Genomic DNA, 16,005 nt, shown 5'->3' with positions numbered 1-16,005 from the left:
CCCGTAGTTTTTCAGGCGCGGCAGGATTTCTGGCTCACCCAGCGCTGGCGCAGCTTATCCCATGCCCAGTTGTAAGCCATAGTGTAGGGCAGAAAGAACAGAAAGAACGCCACTTCCAGCAGGAAAGCCTCCAGCAGCGAAATGTGCAACATCCACGCGGCAATCGGCAGGCCAATAAGGATAAAGCCGCCCTCAAAGCCGAGCGCATGCAGCGCGCGCAGGCCGAGACCGCGCTGGCGCTGCGGCGGACAGAGACGGTCAAAACCGCTGTTATAAATGATGTTCCACAGCATGGCGACGGTCGACAGCATAATCGCCAGCGCGCCCATCTGAAACAGCGGTTTATCCATGACCCAGGCGGCCAGCGGCGCAACCGTGACGATCGCTAACCCTTCAAAGCCTGCGGCATGACAAAAACGTTCTTTCAGTGAACGGGTACGCATATAAACCTCCTTTTGAGTAACGCCACGCATTTTCTCACTGCACAATGCTAAGATAAAATGATTACCTATCGATAAAAGCGATGGTTCAGCATGAAGTACTCACCAGAATCCCTTGAGGCATTTGTCCAGACCGTCGCCAGCGGCTCGTTTTCTGCAGCGGCGCGTGCGCTGGCAAAAAGTCAGTCCACCATCAGTAGCGCGGTGGCCAATCTCGAAGATGACTTAGGCTTTGCGCTGTTTGATCGCAGCGGTCGCCAGCCGGTGCTGACCGCTCAGGGCCAGCGCGCGCTGGCGCAGGTGCAGCAAATTCTTGCTGCCAGCCAGCGGCTGGATGAACTGGCGGTGCGGCTGTCGCAGGGCGTTGAGCCGCGCCTCAGCCTGGCCATTTCCGACTTCTGGCAGGCCGATCACCATGAAAATCTGCTGACGCGCTTTGAGGCACGCTATCCGGATATCGAGTTTGAATGCATGATTGCGGAAGATGAGGATGTGCTGGATTTACTGCAGGCCGGGCGCGTACATCTTGGCGTGGTGCGCGCCCAGCCGCGTTTGCCGCCGGATCTGGCGGTGGCGCGACTGCAGGTTGAAGCGCAAATGGCGATTTTCCTGCATCAGGATCACCCGCTGGCAGCCCGTTCGCAGGTGAGCGAGGCGCAGCTGGGCGAATTGCGTCAGCTGCGGCTCAATACCTGGGTGGAAACCCGCCAGCCGCTGCCGGCGGGCCGCACCTGGTCGGCCCCAACCTATCTTTTATTGCTGGAGATGGCGGAGCAGGGGTTTGGCTGGAGCGTACTGCCGCGCTGGCTGGTGCAGCAGTTTGGTCATCAGGTCTTGCGCGAGCTGCCGGTGCCGGGCTGGCCGCAGCATATTGCGGTGGATGTCATCTGGTCGCGGCGCAATCCGCCGGGCCCGGCCGGGCGCTGGATGATCGACCAACTGTGCGCGCAGCAGCCTGATTAATCGCGGCGCGCCACGTCAGCCAGCGTGGCATCCAGCAGACGTGCCAGATCCTGCGCGGCCAGTTCGATATCCAGCCCGCGCTTGCCGCCGGAAATAAAGATGGTCGGGAATTCGCTGGCCTGCTGATCGATCACCGTCGGCAGCCGCTTTTTCTGCCCCAGCGGACTGATGCCACCCACCAGATAGCCGGTGACGCGCTGCGCCAGTTGCGGATCGGCCATGTCGGCTTTTTTTGCCCCCAGCGCTTTGGCAACTTTTTTCAAATCCAGCTGTGAAGAGGCCGGCGTCACCGCCACTGCCAGCGCTTTGCCATCGCCGTTAAGCGCCACCAGCAGGGTTTTAAACACCTGGCGGGCATCCAGGTTGAGCTTGCGCACCGCCTCGTCACCGAAGTGGGTTTCATGGCTGTCATGCTCGTAGGGATGCAGGGTAAAAGCGACCTGTTGTTTTTCCAGCAGTTTTACGGCGGGTGTCATATTCAATCCTTGCTACGAAAATTCTTATCTCGGTTTGCGTGAAAGTACTGGCGAAAATCTGAACTTTGCGCGAAAATTGGCCGGCGCCAGTCACCCTGGCGATAACCAAAATCATAAACAAATTCCTCTTTGACGGGCCGATAGCAATATTGGCCTTCTTTTTTTATGCCTTCAGCAGCTGCGGCAAATTGTCTTCGCCGTAGAGATGCAGTGCACCGACCGCCACCACATAGCGCCCGCGCGGCAGCGCCAGCAGCAGCTCGCGCCAGTGCTGATTACGGTTGCGCATCAGGGTATCGTTCAGTTCACTGCTGAACGTAGTCGGCAGCGCCACCGGCTGACTGGCGGGCGGCGCATCCAGCCACCAGCTGATCATGGTTTGCAGCAGTCGCGCGTTGGTGTGCCAGTGTTCCAGCGTATCCAGCAGCAGCGCCAGGCCATCCTGCGGTAGTGATTTCAGCAACGCGATCTGCGTTTCCGGCCCTTCCAGCTCAATAATGCGTTTTCCTGCCGCCTGCGCTGCCTGCAGCAGCTGATAGTCGATACCGTACTGCGGTCGCAGCCCCAGCCGCTGCGCCTGCTGCGCCTGCAGCATCAGCGCAATTTGCCAGAACGGCAGGCTATCAAACAGCGCGATGTTCAGTGACAGCTCATCGCACAGCGCCGTCAGCTGCTGCAGCGTCTCTGGCGTCAGCCGCGTTGCCAGCGGCGGATACGCTTCACCCTCACTAAACGGTGAACTGCCGCGGGTAATATCCGCTTCCACCACCAGCGCATCGGCTTTCTGCAGCTGGCGCAGCAAGCCGGCCGGCAGCGGTTGCATATCGCGCGTGCCCATATGAATACTGCCAGCCAGATGCAGACGGCGGTCTCCGAGTCTGATATCCATGGCGGGCCAGCTGTAGCTGGCGGGGAACAGGCTGCTGGCCAGCTGTTGCAGGCGGTGCCACACACTGCGTCTCATGCCTTGTCCTTTTTAAGTCAAAAATCCATGCTAGCGATTTCGCTCAGCGAAAGACAGGGCAGAGGTTGCTATTGCCGCTGCGCCGGTTTAAAGCGCAGCAAACGGTTAGCATTGCTCACCACGGTGATCGACGACAGCGCCATGGCGGCACCGGCGACGATGGGGCTGAGCAGCACGCCGGTAAACGGATAGAGTACGCCGGCAGCAATCGGAATGCCCAGGCTGTTATAGACAAAGGCACCCAGCAGATTCTGCCGCATATTGCGCAGCGTGGCGTTGGCCATCGCCAGCGCGTCGGCCACGCAGTGCAGATCGTTGCGCATCAGCGCCATCGCCGCGGTTTCAACCGCCACATCGCTGCCGCCGCCCATGGCGATCCCCACATCCGCCTGCGCCAGCGCCGGGGCGTCGTTGATGCCATCGCCCACCATCACCACGCTGCACCCCTGCTGTTGCAGCTGCGCAATCGCCTGCGCTTTACCGTCCGGCAGCACGCCGGCGATCACCTCATCGATACCCGCTTCGGCAGCGATGGCTTCGGCAGTGGTCTGATGGTCACCGGTCAGCATGATCAGACGATAGCCCAACTGATGCAGCCGCTGTAGCGCCGCACGGCTCTCCGGACGCAGCTGGTCACGCAGGGCGATCAGGCCCAGCAGCTGCTGTTGATCCGCCAGCAGCACCGGCGTGGCGCCCTGCGCGGCGAGCCGCGCGGTATCCTGCTGTGCGGCGCGCAGGTCGATGTGCTGCTCTTCCAGCAGCGCCGCATTGCCCAGCAGCAGCGTTCTGTCAGCGACAGTAGCACTCACGCCTTTGCCACGTATTGTACGAAATTGCGCAACGCGGGCGTCGCTGACGGCCGGTGCGGCGGCGACGATGGCCTTCGCCAGCGGATGCCCCGATCCCAGCTCCAGCTGGGCGGCCGCCTGCAGTACCTGCTGACGATCCCAGTCGCCGTACAGCAGCACCTCGCTGACCTGCGGCGTACCCTGGGTCAGGGTGCCGGTTTTATCAAACACAATGGTGTCAACTTCGCTGGCCCGCTGCAGCGCATCGGCATCGCGCACCAGCACGCCCAGCTCGGCAGCGCGGCCGACGCCCGCGATCACCGACATCGGCGTGGCTAAGCCCAGCGCACATGGGCAGGCGATAATCAGCACCGTAGTGACAATCACCAGCGTATAGGCCAGCTGCGGCTGCGGCCCGACAACATACCAGACCGCTCCGCTGAGCAGGGCAATCGCCACCACCACCGGCACAAACACCGCCGAGATGCGATCGGCCAGCCGGCCCATTTCCGGCTTGCTGCTCTGCGCCTGACGCACCAAGTTGATAATACGGGCCAGCGTGGTATGGCTGCCGGTGGCGCGGGCGGTGAACTGTAGCGATCCGTCCTGCACCAGCGTCCCGGCATAAATCTTATCGCCAGGACGGCGCGACTGCGGCAGCGCTTCGCCGGTGAGCATCGCTTCATCAAGCCAGGCTTCGCCGCGGCTGACTTCGCCGTCCACCGGTACGCGATCGCCGGTCACCAGCTTCAGCGTCATGCCCGGTGCGATTTCGCTCAGCGGCAGTTGCTTTTCCCCTTCGGCGGTGATCACGCAGGCCTGCGCCGGGGTTAAATCCAGCAGCCGCTCCAGCGCCTGTGAGGCGCGCTGGCGCGCGCGCTGTTCCAGCGCATGGCCGAGGTTAATCAGGCCGATGATCATCACGCTGGCTTCAAAATAAAGGTGGCGCGCCTGCGGCGGGAAAAATGCCGGCCACAGCGCGACGCTCATCGAGTAGATCCAGGCCGCACCGGTACCGAGCGCGACCAGCGTGTCCATGGTGGCGGTAGCATGACGCAGGCTGCGCCACGCGCTGCGATAGAAGTGGCCGCCGGCAAGCACCATCACCGCCAGCGTGACGGCACCGAGCACGCGCCAGAGCGTCTGATTGCTGTCGTTTAGCATCATGTGATCACCGACCATGCCCCAGACCATCATCGGCACGCCGACGATCAGCGCCAGCGCCGCCTGCCAGCTAAAGCGGCGCATCGCCTGCCGTGCGCTGACCTGCTGGCGCTCGCGCCGGGTTTGTTCATCTTCGATCACTTCCGCAGAATAACCCGCCTCGTCTACGGCGCTGACCAGCGCTGAGGGTAAGGCATCGCCCAGCACCAGCGCGCTGCGCTCACCCAGATTGACGCGCGCCTGGCTCACGCCGGGCACTTTCTGTAACGCCTGCTCGACGCGGCTGACACAGCTGGCGCAGCTCATTCCGCCTATCAGCAGATGGTGCACCGCAAGATTCTCTTCTGCCGGCTGCGACTCCGTTGTCAGCGCCTCCGGCTGCGGCTCCTGAGCTGGCAACGGATCAGGCTTTGGGCTGGACGCCTCATTTTTCAGCGTGGCGTGATAACCAGCCTGCTCAACGGTGGCAATCAGATCGCTGGCGCTGGCTGCGCCGGTGACGCGCGCTTCCTGCTGCGTTACCTCGGCCTGTTCCACATCGCTGCGCTGCTCCAGCGCCTCTTTAACGCGTTTAACACAGTGGCCACAGGACAAGCCGTCCAGAGCCAGTAATTGTGTGTGTGACATCATCAACTCCTCGTTTATCAGGTTTGACTCGCTGCAAGGTTTGCATTAGTTATAAAGCCTAAACCTTCCATTCAGGGGAAGGTCAAGGGGCAGAGATGAACATCAGCGATGTAGCAAAAAAAACCGGGCTGACCAGCAAAGCGATTCGTTTTTACGAACAGAAAGGGGTGGTTACGCCGCCGTTACGCAGTGACAACGGCTATCGCAGTTACGCCGCGCACCATCTGGATGAGCTCAATTTTCTGCGCCAGGCGCGGCAGGTGGGCTTCACGCTCGAGGAGTGTCGCGAACTGGTCGCGCTGTTTAATAACCCGGCGCGCCACAGTGCCGATGTTAAAGCGCGCACCCTGCAGAAGGCGGATGAGATCGCGGCGCACATTGAAGAGCTGCACGCGATGCGCGCGCGTCTGCTGGAACTGGCTGCAGCCTGCCCGGGCGATGACGGTGCCGAATGTCCTATCATCAATCACCTGGCGGGCTGCGGTCATCAGGAGGGCGGCAAACGCGGCTGAATCAGCAGCGTGATGCCTGACACGCCGGTCACGATCACCGGCGTGCCCGCTGGCAAATCTTCCTGCGCCTGCACGCGCCAGCTGCTGTCACCAATGCGCACATGACCGACGCCGTCTTTTAGCGCGCTGTCTAACGTCAGGTGCTGGCCAATCAGCTGGCTGCCGCGCTGATTGAGCGTATTGGGCTGCTGCGCACTTTCGCGAAAGCGCATCCAGCGATACCAGAAAAACACGCACAGCAGCGTCAGGGCGGCGAACAACATGCCCTGGCTGGTCCACGAGAACGGAAACAGCCACTCAATGATCCCGACCAGCACCGCCGCCACGCCGCTCCACAGCAGGTAACCGCTGGTGCCGAGCATCTCCGTAGCCAGCAGTAAACCGCCCAGCGTGAGCCAGAACCAGTGCGGATGCGCAATCAGCTCCATCAGCATCACGGTTTGCGCTCCTGACGGCTCTCTTTCAGCAGCTCGCTGATACCGGCCACCGAGCCGAGCAGGCTGCTGGCATCGAGCGGCATCATCACCACTTTGCTGTTATTCGCTTCGCCAATTTTTTGCAGGGCATCGGTGTATTTCTGCGCCACAAAGTAATTAATCGCCTGGATATCCCCGGCAGAGATGGCTTCTGACACCATCCGCGTGGCGTTGGCCTCGGCTTCGGCCTGACGCTCGCGCGCTTCCGCCTGCAAAAAAGCGGAGGTACGTTCGCCTTCCGCTTTAAGGATTTGCGACTGCTTATCGCCCTCGGCGCGCAGGATGGCCGCCTGGCGAACGCCTTCGGCGGCGAGGATATCGGCGCGTTTGGTACGCTCAGCTTTCATCTGCGCGTTCATGGCCGCTATCAGTTCCTGCGGCGGGCGCACGTCGCGGATTTCAATACGGGTGATTTTTACCCCCCACGGATTGGTCGCTTCATCAACAATGTGCAGCAGGCGGGTATTAATGTTATCGCGCTGCGACAGCATCTCATCCAGCTCCATGCCGCCGAGCACGGTGCGGATATTGGTCATGGTAAGGTTGATGATGGCCAGCTCAAGATTGCTGACTTCATAAGCGGCGCGCGCCGAATCTACCACCTGAATAAAGCACACTGCATCGATGGTGACGTTGGCGTTATCTTTGGAGATGATCTCCTGCGAGGGAATATCGAGAACCTGCTCCATCATATTGATCCGGCGACCAATACGATCCATGAACGGCACGACTAAATTCAGGCCGGGCGGCAACGTTTTGGTGTAGCGGCCAAAGCGCTCCACCGTCCACTGGTAGCCCTGTGGCACAATTTTGACACCGGCCCACACGGTAACCAGCGCGAGCACGATGATGACGGGAATCACTGTTAACATATAACCTCCTGGCTGTCAGATTGTCGGGCCGAGTCGCTTCGGCCCGTTTACCGCGCGGTACCGGTCAGTACAGCAGCGAGTAGAGCTGGCGACGATAGCGCGAGGCGAGGGCATCGCCGGTGCCGAGGGCCGCCAGAATCTCCTGGAACATTTTGCGCACTTCGCCGTCACCGGCGCTGAGATCGCGCTTCAGAAAACCTAACAACAGCTCCAGCGCTTCTTCATTGCGGCCCACCTGATGCAGCTGTAACGCAAGTTTAGCAGCCAGACCGGCATTGTCCGGTTCGCTTGCCATCTGCTCCTGCAGCTGCTGGATCTCCGGCGTGTCGGCGGCCTGTTTCAGCAGGTCGATTTGCGAAATCAGGCTCTGATAGCGCGTATCCTGATCCTGCAATGGCACCACAGCCAGCACCGCTTCGGCTTCTTCGCTGCGGTTCAGGGTAATCAGGACTTCTGCCAGCAGAAAACCGATTTCACTGTTCTGATTGCTCAGCTGCCAGGCGTCTTTCAGCAGCGGTAGCGCATCCAGCGGCTTGCCTTCCTGCATCAGCTGCATCGCCTGCTGCGCCTTTAACTCCTCTTCACGCGGCAGGACTTTCTCCAGCAGCGCGCGAATTGCCTCTTCCGGCTGCGGGCCCTGGAAGCCATCGACCGGCTGGCCGTTCTGGAACAGGTAGACGGTCGGCAGAGAGCGCAGACCAAACTGCGATGCCACCAGCTGCTCTTTATCGCAATCCAGCTTCGCCAGAATAAACTGGCCGGCGTACTCCTGTGCCAGACGTTCCAGCACCGGCGTCAGCTGCTGGCAGTGCTGGCTGCGCTCCGACCAGAAGTAGAACAGTACCGGCAGCTGCATTGATTGCTCCAGCGTCTGCTGCAGGTTGGATTCGTTGATGTCGATAATCAAAGCGTGTGACATGAATACGTCTCTTGGCAGAAAGTGTGTTGAGGATATGGGGGCAAACGCCCCGGCTTCAAGTTCAATTCCGGCTTGCAGTTTAGTTACTGCGTAAAATGCGATCCAGCATCCAGCCCGGCAGCAGTCGTTTGAGCAGACTCATCGCCCAGGCGACCAGCGTCACCGGATAGCGCAGGCGCGGATGTTTACTCTCCAGCGCATGCCGCAGTTTCGGCAGAATCGCCTCCGGTGGCAGGCTAAAGCGCGCGGCGATACCGGGGTTGCGCACGGGCTTGTCGCGTTCGCCCTGCTGCACGTTTTCGGTAAACCGGGTGGTAATCGGGCCCGGCTCAATCAGGCTGACGCGCACGCCGCTGTGGCGCACTTCCATGCGCAGCGCATCGCTCCACGCCTCCAGCGCCCATTTACTGGCGGCATAAGCGCCGCGGCCCGGCGTGGAAATCAGGCCGAGCACCGAGCTGGTGTTGATAATCCGCCCGTCGCCGCTATTTTGCAGCGCCGGCAACAGGCGCAGCGTCAGCTGGTGGGTGCCAAAAAAGTTGGTGGAGAATTGCTGCTCCAGCTGCTGACGCGACACGCTGGTCAGCGGACCGTACTGGCCGAAGCCGCCGTTATTGAACAGCCCGTGCAGGCAGTGATCGGTGAGGGCCAGCACGCGATCGGCGGCGGCATCCACGCTGGCCGGATCGTCAAGATCCAGCTGGATGCCGGTGAAGCCGAGCTCATCCATGCGCGCCACATCGTCAGCGCGGCGACAGGCGGCCAGCACGCGATAGCCGCGCGCCAGCAGATCGTTGGCCGCCACCAGACCGATGCCGCTGGAGCAGCCGGTAATTAATACAGACTTTTGCATATCTTTACCTGTCATTGGGCACGTCGCGGCGTTAATCATGCTTAACTAGCGGAGCCAGTTGTTCAGCCATCAGGTTGGCGATGAACGGCTGCGCATCCGGATTGGGGTGAATACCGTCCTGCTGCATCCACTCCGGCTTCAGATAAACCTGCTCCATAAAGAACGGTACCAGCGGAATATGATACTGCTGCGCGAGGCGCGGATAGAGCGCGCTGAACGCGTCGGTGTAGCGTCGGCCATAATTAGCCGGCAGACGAATTTGCATCAGCAGCGGCTGGGCGTTAGCGGCTTTGACCTGATCGATAATTTTACTCAGATCCTGCGCGATGTTTTGCGGCGGGAAGCCGCGCAGCCCATCGTTACCGCCCAATTCGATTAACACCCACTGCGGCTGATGCTGTTTTAATAGGCCCGGCAACCGCGCCAGCCCCTGACCGGCGGTATCACCGCTGATGCTGGCGTTAACCACTTTGGGCTGCTGTTGCCAGGTTTTGTCGAGCAGGCTCGGCCAGGCGGCGGTGGCGGACATGCGATAGCCGGCACTCAGGCTATCGCCGAGAATCAGCAGGGTATCGGCGGCGGCGATGCGCGACACCAGCAGCAGCAATAACAACAGGAAGGAATAATGCCAGCGGAAAACATTGTTGCAGTTCATCATCTTACTAAGTCCGTCGGTCAGGGAGAGCATCAGCTGACCATCCTTACCGGAGTTGAGCTGGTTGTCAAACCAGCCGAGACGCTGGCGCTGATCGGCGAGTCGGGATCCGGGAAATCCACCCTGCTGGGCATTCTCGCCGGACTGGATGATGGCAGCAGCGGCGAAGTGCATCTGCTGGGCCAGCCGCTTCATCAGATGAACGAAGATCAGCGCGCCGCGCTGCGCGCGCGTGAGGTCGGCTTTGTGTTTCAGTCCTTTATGCTGGTGCCCACGCTCAACGCGCTGGAGAACGTGCAGCTTCCGGCACTGCTGCGCGGAGACAGCGATCGCGACAGTCGCGCGCAGGCCACTGAATTACTGACGCAGCTCGGACTAAAAGATCGTCTGCACCATCTGCCGGCCCAGCTCTCCGGCGGCGAACAGCAGCGCGTGGCGCTGGCACGCGCCTTCAGCGGCCGTCCCGGCCTGCTGTTTGCCGATGAGCCGACCGGTAACCTCGATCGCAAAACCGGCGATCGCATCGCCGATCTGCTGTTTTCGCTCAACCGCGATTTCGCCACCACGCTGATTCTGGTGACGCACGATGAGCAGCTGGCGGCACGCTGCGATCGTCGCCTGCGGCTGCGCGACGGCAAGTTGTGGGAGGAAGCATGATCTGGCGCTGGTTCTGGCGTGAGTGGCGTTCGCCCTCGCTGCTGATTGTCTGGCTGGCGCTGACGCTGGCGGTGGCCTGCGTGCTGGCGCTGGGCTCCATCAGCGATCGCATGGAGAAAGGGCTGAGCCAGCAGAGCCGTGACTTTATGGCCGGCGACCGCACGCTGCGCAGCAGTAAACCGGCACCGGATGCGTGGCTGGACAAAGCGCGCGAAGAGGGGCTGGCGGTTAGCCGGCAGCTCAGCTTTATGACCATGACCTTTGCGCAGGAGACACCGCAGCTGGCCGATGTCAAAGCGGTCGATGATGCGTACCCGATGTTCGGCACCCTGCAGACGGATCCGCCCGGCCTGCGTCCGGTGGCCGGAACGGTGCTGGCCGCACCGCGTCTGCTGGCGCTGCTTAACCTGAAGGTCGGTGACCGCATTGACGTGGGTGATACCACGCTGCGCATTGCCGGCGAAGTGATTCAGGAGCCGGACGGCGGATTTAATCCGTTTCAGACGGCGCCACGTTTGCTGATGAACCTTGCTGACGTGGAGAAAACCGGCGCCATCCAGCCGGGGAGCCGTCTGAGCTGGCGCTACAAATTCTCCGGCGAGTCGGCAGCGCTGGCGCGCTATGACCGCTGGATTCAGCCGCAGCTGCAGGCCGGCGAGCGCTGGATCAGCGTGGAAAATTCCGAGGATGCGCTGGGCCGCTCAATGCAGCGGGCGCAGCAGTTCCTGCTGCTGTCGGCGCTGTTAACCCTGTTGCTGGCGATTGCCGCAGTGGCCGTCGCCATGAGTCATTACTGCCGCAGCCGTTACGATCTGGTGGCGGTGCTGAAAACGCTGGGCGCTACACGAAAATCGCTGCAGCGGCTGATTATCGGTCAGTGGCTGGCCGTGCTGCTGCTGGCGGCCATCGCCGGTAGTGCGCTGGGGCAGGGCATTGAAATCGCGCTGCTGATGATGCTGAAACCGGTGCTGCCTGCCAGCTTACCGGCCGCCAGCGTCTGGCCGTGGCTGTGGGCGACTGGCGCGCTGGTGGTGATCTCGCTGCTGGTTGGGTTGCGTCCGTACCGTCTGCTGATGGCCACACAGCCGCTGCGCGTGCTGCGTCGTGACGCGATAGCCACGCTGTGGCCGCTGCGCATTTATCTGCCGGTGATGGCGCTGGTGGTAGTGGCACTCCTTGCGCTGCTGATGGGCGGCAGCAAAATGCTGTGGGCGCTGCTGGCTGGTGTGGTGATGCTGGCACTGCTGCTGGCGCTGCTCGGCTGGGGCACGCTCCTGCTGCTGCGCAGACTGGTGGTGCGTAATCTGGCGCTGCGCCTGGCGATCAACCGTCTGCTGCGTCAGCCAGCCATGACGCTCAGCCAGCTGGCGGCGTTTTCGCTCTCCTTTATGCTGCTGGCGTTATTGCTGGTGATGCGCGGCGATCTGCTCGATCGCTGGCAGCAGCAGTTGCCGGCGGATGCGCCTAACTATTTTCTGCTCAATCTGAGCCAGCAGCAGGTGCCGCAGGTGCGCGATTTCCTGCATCAGCATCAGGTCAACGCTGGCACGTTCTATCCGATCGTACGGGCGCGACTCACGGAACTGAACGGCAAGCCGGCCGATCCTAACCTGGATAATGCGCTGAATCGTGAGCTGAATCTGACGTGGCAGGCTGAGCGTCCGGATCACAATCCGCTGGTGGCCGGCAGCTGGCCGCCGAAAGCCGGTGAAGTCTCGATGGAGGTCGAGCTGGCCGATCGTCTGGGCGTAAAACTGGGCGACAGGCTGACCTTTAGCGGCGATACGCAGCAGTTCAGCGCGACCATCACCAGTCTGCGCAAAGTCGACTGGGAGAGCCTGCGGCCAAACTTCTTCTTTATCTTCCCGCCGGGCGCGCTCGATCAGCAGCCACAAACCTGGCTGACCAGCTTCCGTATGGCGAACGATCCCGCGCTGCTGGCGCAGCTCAACCGCGCGTTCCCGACGCTGAGCCTGCTGGATGTCGGCAGCATGCTGAAGCAGATTGGACAGGTGCTGGCGCAGGTGAGCCAGGCGCTGGAGATCATGGTGATCCTGGTGACGGTTTGCGGTGTATTGCTGCTGCTGGCGCAGATCCAGGTCGGCATGCGCCAGCGCCGGCAGGAGCTGGTGGTGTATCGCACGCTCGGTGCCAGCCAGCGCCTGCTGCGCGGCACGCTGTGGTGTGAGTTTGCGCTGCTTGGCGTGGTCGCCGGAATCGCGGCGGCGCTGGGGGCGGAAGCGGCACTGTGGGGACTTCAGCGTAAGATTTTTGATTTCCCGTGGCAGCCGGACTGGACGCTGTGGCTGGCGCTGCCGCTGTGTGGCGCGGCATTGCTGTCGCTGTGCGGCGGCTGGCTGGGTGTCCGCTTACTGAAGGGGAAAGCGCTGTTCAGGCGGTTTGATGCTGCCTGATGCCCTCACCCCGGCCCTCTCCCACGGGAGAGGGAGCCGATCGAGCCCGTATGCGTGATTCTGCACTTCAGAACGTTCAGGTGAGCGTCAAACGGAAAAATCGCAGCGCATGATTCCCTCTCCCACGGGAGAGGGGGCCGATCGAGCCTGTATGCGTGATTCTGCACTTCAGAACGTTCAGGTGAGCGTCAAACGGAAAAATCGCACCGTATAATCCCCTCTCCCTGTGGGAGAGGGCAAGGGTGAGGGGAACACCGCAGAACTACAGCTTCGCCATGGCCCACGCAATGCCGCTCGCATAGGCGTCAGGCAGCAGCGGTACCAGCGCATTGAGTGCGGCGGTGAGGCGTGCCGGATCGCTGTCGGTCAGATTCAGGTGCCCGACCTTGCGTCCGGCGCGGACTTCTTTGTCGTACCAGTGCAGATGCACCAGCGGCTGCTGCAGCCAGTCGGTATTGAGGTCGGTGCCAATCAGGTTGACCATCACCGACGGCGCAAACACCACCGGCTGCGGCAGCGGCAGACCGAGCACCGCACGCAGGTGCAGTTCAAACTGGCTGATTGAGGCGCCATTCTGCGTCCAGTGGCCGCTGTTGTGCACGCGCGGTGCCAGCTCATTGATCAGCAAGCCCTGCGGTGTGACGAAACACTCCATCGCCATCACGCCCACATACTTCAGCTCATGCATGATCGCGCTCAGCATCGCTTCTGCCTGCTGCTGTTGCGCGGCATCAGCCTGCGGGAAGGCAACGCTGGTACGCAGAATGCCGTCCTGATGCAGGTTGTGCGTCAGCGGATAAAACACCGTGCGGCCATCGTGCCCGCGCGCGCCCACCAGCGAGACTTCACCGCTGAAGTTAATACCCTGCTCAACGATGCACTCGCCGTAGCACTCATCCGGCAGCGTTACGGTTTCGTCGGCGCGCAGGCGCCACTGGCCGCGGCCGTCGTAGCCGCCGGTGCGGCGCTTGACGATCGCCAGCTCGCCCAGCGTGCTGAATACCGCCGGCCACTCGCTTTTCTCAGCCAGTAACTGCCACGGCGCGGTTGCCAGGTTGAGCTGGTCGAGCAGCTGCTTTTGCGTCAGGCGATCGGCGAGGCGCGGAAAAATATCGCGGTTGACGAACGCCGGATGGTTAGCCAGCTCGCGCGTCAGCGCGGTTTCCGGCCAGCGCTCGATTTCCGCGGTGATTACGCTTTGCGCGATCGGCAGTGCCGACGGCTCCGCGTCCAGCCCGACCGGATACACGGCGATGCCCAGCGGCTCGCCGGCCTGGCGCAGCATGCGGCCCAGCTGACCGTTGCCGAGTACGCAAACTGGCTTCATGCGTCCTCCCGCGGATCCGGATTATTCAGCACCTCATCGGTCTGGCTCTGACGCCAGGCGGCCAGGCGTGCAGCCAGATCGCGATCGTGAATCGCCAGGATCTGCGCCGCCAGCAGTGCGGCGTTGGCGGCACCGGCTTTACCGATGGCCAGCGTACCGACTGGAATCCCGCGCGGCATTTGTACGATGGAGTAGAGGCTGTCCACGCCGCTCAGCGCTGCGCTCTGTACCGGTACGCCCAGCACCGGCAGCAGGGTTTTCGCCGCCAGCATGCCTGGCAGGTGCGCCGCACCGCCGGCACCGGCGATGATCACCTGAAAACCGTTGTCGGCTGCGCGCTCTGCAAAGCTGAACAGCTTATCTGGCGTACGGTGCGCAGAGACCACTTCAACGTGGAACGGGACATCCAGGCTGTTAAGGATTTCCTCGGCGAACTGCATGGTAGCCCAGTCACTTTTGGAACCCATGACGATGGCGATACGGGCCGGGGCGGCGTTGGATGACATGCGGTCAACTCCTGTGAATAATCAAACGAACCTGGCCGGGCGGGCAGGTAAAGAAGGGCACAGAGAATAGCACGAGACAGCGGCAAGGAAAACGGTTGCGTGGGCGGAAAACCGGCATTTCCGCCGCAAACAATCAGAAAGGAAATTCGATCAACTGCACGCCCTGTGCGTCCAGCTGAATCATCGATCCGCGCTCATGCCACGCGCCCAGCACCGCGCGTTGCGCTGGCGTGCCGGCGAGCTCGAACTGATGAATCGCCGGGCGATGGGTGTGGCCGTGAACCAGGATCGACACCTGCTGGCGCGTCATCGCCGCGGCTACTGCCTGCGGGTTGACGTCCATGATGCTCAGTGACTTGTGCTGGTTGGCCTGCTTGCTGTCGGCCCGCATCCGCGCAGCAATGCGCATGCGCAGACGCAACGGCAGCGCGAGAAACAGCCGCTGCAGCCAGCGCTGATGGACTTTGGCGCGAAAACGCTGATAACCGTGATCGTCCGTACACAGCGTGTCGCCATGCATCATCAGCACGCGCTGACCATAGCGCTCCAGCACCTGCTCTTCGGGCAGCAGCGTCATGCCGCTGGCGCGGGCGAACTGTTGACCTAACAGGAAGTCGCGATTGCCGTGAATGAAGAATTTTGGCACCGGCAGGGCACGCAGGGCGTCGGCGATCTGCTGATGCAGCGGATTAGGATCGTCATCGCCAATCCAGGCTTCAAACAGATCGCCAAGGATGTAAAGCGCATCACACTGCTGCGCTTCCCCCTGCAAAAAATGCAGAAAACCGGCAGTGATTGCCGGTTCTTCCTGACACAGATGTAAATCTGCGATAAACAGCGTGCGCGACATTACTCGCTGACGGTCACTTTCTGGATGATCACGTCATCAACCGGCACGTCCTGGTGCATGCCGCTGCGGCCGGTTTTCACTGCTTTGATTTTTTCGACCACGTCCATGCCTTCAACCACTTCAGCAAACACGCAGTAACCCCAGCCCTGCAGGCTTTCGTCACGGAAGTTCAGGAAGTCGTTATCGGCAACGTTGATGAAGAACTGTGCGGTAGCCGAGTGAGGTGCCTGGGTACGCGCCATCGCCAGCGTGCCTTTGGTGTTTTTCAGGCCGTTATTGGCTTCGTTGCGGATGTCTGCTTTGGTGGCTTTCTGCTTCATGCCCGGCTCGAAACCGCCGCCCTGAATCATGAAACCGTTGATCACGCGGTGAAAAATGGTGTTGTCGTAGAAACCTTCACGGCAGTAGTCCAGGAAGTTCTGTACGGTAGCCGGCGCTTTGTCATCGAAGGTTTTGATTACGATATCGCCATGGTTCGTCTGGAAAGTGACCATTATATTCGTCCTGTGGAGGTTGTCGTCAGTATCAACTGCCGCACCGGC

At 61.4% G+C, this 16,005-nt stretch carries 17 protein-coding genes; 4 read left to right on the top strand and 13 right to left on the bottom strand.

From position 1 onward, the window contains the following. Nucleotides 1-11: 11 nt before the first annotated feature. The gene (locus tag C1N60_RS14930) at nucleotides 12-443 is read right to left on the bottom strand and encodes a multidrug/biocide efflux PACE transporter (RefSeq protein WP_058781228.1); all 432 of its coding nucleotides are present in this window, start codon (nucleotides 441-443) and stop codon (nucleotides 12-14) included. A gap of 90 nt (nucleotides 444-533) precedes the next feature. Between C1N60_RS14930 and C1N60_RS14925 the strand changes: the two genes are divergently transcribed. Further along, nucleotides 534-1,403, top strand: coding sequence for a LysR family transcriptional regulator (locus C1N60_RS14925; RefSeq protein WP_021508646.1), 870 nt, complete (start codon nucleotides 534-536; stop codon nucleotides 1,401-1,403). Here the strand turns inward: C1N60_RS14925 and ybaK are convergent. From ybaK to copA, 3 genes are all read right to left on the bottom strand, one after another. After that, the gene (gene ybaK / locus C1N60_RS14920; RefSeq protein WP_394521050.1) at nucleotides 1,400-1,879 is read right to left on the bottom strand and encodes a Cys-tRNA(Pro)/Cys-tRNA(Cys) deacylase YbaK; all 480 of its coding nucleotides are present in this window, start codon (nucleotides 1,877-1,879) and stop codon (nucleotides 1,400-1,402) included. The genes C1N60_RS14925 and ybaK overlap by 4 nt on opposite strands. A gap of 163 nt (nucleotides 1,880-2,042) precedes the next feature. Then, nucleotides 2,043-2,843, bottom strand: a complete 801-nt coding sequence (locus tag C1N60_RS14915) for a TraB/GumN family protein (RefSeq protein WP_021508644.1) — start codon at nucleotides 2,841-2,843, stop codon at nucleotides 2,043-2,045. A 68-nt stretch (nucleotides 2,844-2,911) separates the two neighbouring features. Continuing rightward, entirely contained in the window at nucleotides 2,912-5,422 is a 2,511-nt protein-coding gene (gene copA / locus C1N60_RS14910; protein ID WP_394521759.1) for a copper-exporting P-type ATPase CopA, read from the bottom strand. Between the two features lie 95 nt (nucleotides 5,423-5,517). Here copA and cueR point away from each other — a divergent pair, with 95 nt between their 5' ends. Then, complete coding sequence (cueR, locus tag C1N60_RS14905; protein ID WP_088516259.1) at nucleotides 5,518-5,934, top strand: Cu(I)-responsive transcriptional regulator; 417 nt, start codon at nucleotides 5,518-5,520, stop codon at nucleotides 5,932-5,934. Here cueR and C1N60_RS14900 read toward each other — a convergent pair. The 5 genes from C1N60_RS14900 to tesA all read right to left on the bottom strand — a co-directional run bounded on the left by C1N60_RS14900 (nucleotide 5,910) and on the right by tesA (nucleotide 9,712). Continuing rightward, a complete protein-coding gene (locus tag C1N60_RS14900; RefSeq protein WP_394521758.1) occupies nucleotides 5,910-6,368 on the bottom strand; it encodes an NfeD family protein in 459 nt (152 codons plus the stop codon). The genes cueR and C1N60_RS14900 overlap by 25 nt on opposite strands. Further along, complete coding sequence (locus tag C1N60_RS14895; protein ID WP_021508640.1) at nucleotides 6,368-7,282, bottom strand: SPFH domain-containing protein; 915 nt, start codon at nucleotides 7,280-7,282, stop codon at nucleotides 6,368-6,370. Before C1N60_RS14895 ends, C1N60_RS14900 begins: the two co-directional genes overlap by 1 nt. Before the next feature lie 64 nt (nucleotides 7,283-7,346). Further along, nucleotides 7,347-8,201 (bottom strand): thioredoxin family protein, encoded by an 855-nt coding sequence (locus C1N60_RS14890; RefSeq protein ID WP_021508639.1) that lies wholly within the window; start codon nucleotides 8,199-8,201, stop codon nucleotides 7,347-7,349. A gap of 79 nt (nucleotides 8,202-8,280) precedes the next feature. After that, a complete protein-coding gene (locus C1N60_RS14885) occupies nucleotides 8,281-9,054 on the bottom strand; it encodes an SDR family oxidoreductase (protein ID WP_058769408.1) in 774 nt (257 codons plus the stop codon). 31 nt (nucleotides 9,055-9,085) lie between these two features. Continuing rightward, complete coding sequence (tesA, locus tag C1N60_RS14880) at nucleotides 9,086-9,712, bottom strand: multifunctional acyl-CoA thioesterase I/protease I/lysophospholipase L1 (RefSeq protein WP_021508637.1); 627 nt, start codon at nucleotides 9,710-9,712, stop codon at nucleotides 9,086-9,088. Between tesA and ybbA the strand changes: the two genes are divergently transcribed. Both ybbA and ybbP read left to right on the top strand, forming a co-directional pair. After that, nucleotides 9,680-10,366, top strand: a complete 687-nt coding sequence (gene ybbA / locus C1N60_RS14875) for a putative ABC transporter ATP-binding protein YbbA (RefSeq protein WP_394521049.1) — start codon at nucleotides 9,680-9,682, stop codon at nucleotides 10,364-10,366. The genes tesA and ybbA overlap by 33 nt on opposite strands. Next, on the top strand, nucleotides 10,363-12,780 hold the full coding sequence (gene ybbP / locus C1N60_RS14870; RefSeq protein WP_394521048.1) for a putative ABC transporter permease subunit YbbP: 2,418 nt from the start codon (nucleotides 10,363-10,365) through the stop codon (nucleotides 12,778-12,780). Before ybbA ends, ybbP begins: the two co-directional genes overlap by 4 nt. 262 nt (nucleotides 12,781-13,042) lie before the next feature. Here the strand turns inward: ybbP and purK are convergent, their stop codons facing one another. From purK to ppiB, 4 genes are all read right to left on the bottom strand, one after another. After that, a complete protein-coding gene (purK, locus tag C1N60_RS14865) occupies nucleotides 13,043-14,107 on the bottom strand; it encodes a 5-(carboxyamino)imidazole ribonucleotide synthase (RefSeq protein WP_394521047.1) in 1,065 nt (354 codons plus the stop codon). Beyond that, nucleotides 14,104-14,613 carry a 5-(carboxyamino)imidazole ribonucleotide mutase gene (gene purE, locus C1N60_RS14860; RefSeq protein ID WP_021508633.1) on the bottom strand — a complete coding sequence of 170 codons (510 nt, stop codon included), beginning with the start codon at nucleotides 14,611-14,613 and terminating at the stop codon, nucleotides 14,104-14,106. The genes purK and purE overlap by 4 nt, the downstream gene beginning before the upstream one ends. Before the next feature lie 133 nt (nucleotides 14,614-14,746). Further along, nucleotides 14,747-15,463, bottom strand: a complete 717-nt coding sequence (locus C1N60_RS14855) for a UDP-2,3-diacylglucosamine diphosphatase (RefSeq protein WP_058781235.1) — start codon at nucleotides 15,461-15,463, stop codon at nucleotides 14,747-14,749. After that, entirely contained in the window at nucleotides 15,463-15,957 is a 495-nt protein-coding gene (ppiB, locus tag C1N60_RS14850) for a peptidylprolyl isomerase B (protein WP_021508631.1), read from the bottom strand. Before ppiB ends, C1N60_RS14855 begins: the two co-directional genes overlap by 1 nt. Nucleotides 15,958-16,005 lie beyond the last annotated feature (48 nt).

Source organism: Pantoea sp. SGAir0184 (assembly GCF_043544755.1).
This window is presented reverse-complemented; position numbering and strand designations above follow the sequence as displayed.

Excerpts from the sequence above, each read along its gene's own strand:
- C1N60_RS14930 (WP_058781228.1), bottom strand. The coding sequence starts at position 443 with ATGCGTACCCGTTCACTGAAAGAACGTTTTTGTCATGCCGCAGGCTTT.
- C1N60_RS14925 (WP_021508646.1), top strand. The coding sequence starts at position 534 with ATGAAGTACTCACCAGAATCCCTTGAGGCATTTGTCCAGACCGTCGCC.
- ybaK (WP_394521050.1), bottom strand. The coding sequence starts at position 1,879 with ATGACACCCGCCGTAAAACTGCTGGAAAAACAACAGGTCGCTTTTACC.
- C1N60_RS14915 (WP_021508644.1), bottom strand. The coding sequence starts at position 2,843 with ATGAGACGCAGTGTGTGGCACCGCCTGCAACAGCTGGCCAGCAGCCTG.
- copA (WP_394521759.1), bottom strand. The coding sequence starts at position 5,422 with ATGTCACACACACAATTACTGGCTCTGGACGGCTTGTCCTGTGGCCAC.
- cueR (WP_088516259.1), top strand. The coding sequence starts at position 5,518 with ATGAACATCAGCGATGTAGCAAAAAAAACCGGGCTGACCAGCAAAGCG.
- C1N60_RS14900 (WP_394521758.1), bottom strand. The coding sequence starts at position 6,368 with ATGCTGATGGAGCTGATTGCGCATCCGCACTGGTTCTGGCTCACGCTG.
- C1N60_RS14895 (WP_021508640.1), bottom strand. The coding sequence starts at position 7,282 with ATGTTAACAGTGATTCCCGTCATCATCGTGCTCGCGCTGGTTACCGTG.
- C1N60_RS14890 (WP_021508639.1), bottom strand. The coding sequence starts at position 8,201 with ATGTCACACGCTTTGATTATCGACATCAACGAATCCAACCTGCAGCAG.
- C1N60_RS14885 (WP_058769408.1), bottom strand. The coding sequence starts at position 9,054 with ATGCAAAAGTCTGTATTAATTACCGGCTGCTCCAGCGGCATCGGTCTG.
- ybbA (WP_394521049.1), top strand. The coding sequence starts at position 9,680 with ATGCCAGCGGAAAACATTGTTGCAGTTCATCATCTTACTAAGTCCGTC.
- tesA (WP_021508637.1), bottom strand. The coding sequence starts at position 9,712 with ATGATGAACTGCAACAATGTTTTCCGCTGGCATTATTCCTTCCTGTTG.
- ybbP (WP_394521048.1), top strand. The coding sequence starts at position 10,363 with ATGATCTGGCGCTGGTTCTGGCGTGAGTGGCGTTCGCCCTCGCTGCTG.
- purK (WP_394521047.1), bottom strand. The coding sequence starts at position 14,107 with ATGAAGCCAGTTTGCGTACTCGGCAACGGTCAGCTGGGCCGCATGCTG.
- purE (WP_021508633.1), bottom strand. The coding sequence starts at position 14,613 with ATGTCATCCAACGCCGCCCCGGCCCGTATCGCCATCGTCATGGGTTCC.
- C1N60_RS14855 (WP_058781235.1), bottom strand. The coding sequence starts at position 15,463 with ATGTCGCGCACGCTGTTTATCGCAGATTTACATCTGTGTCAGGAAGAA.
- ppiB (WP_021508631.1), bottom strand. The coding sequence starts at position 15,957 with ATGGTCACTTTCCAGACGAACCATGGCGATATCGTAATCAAAACCTTC.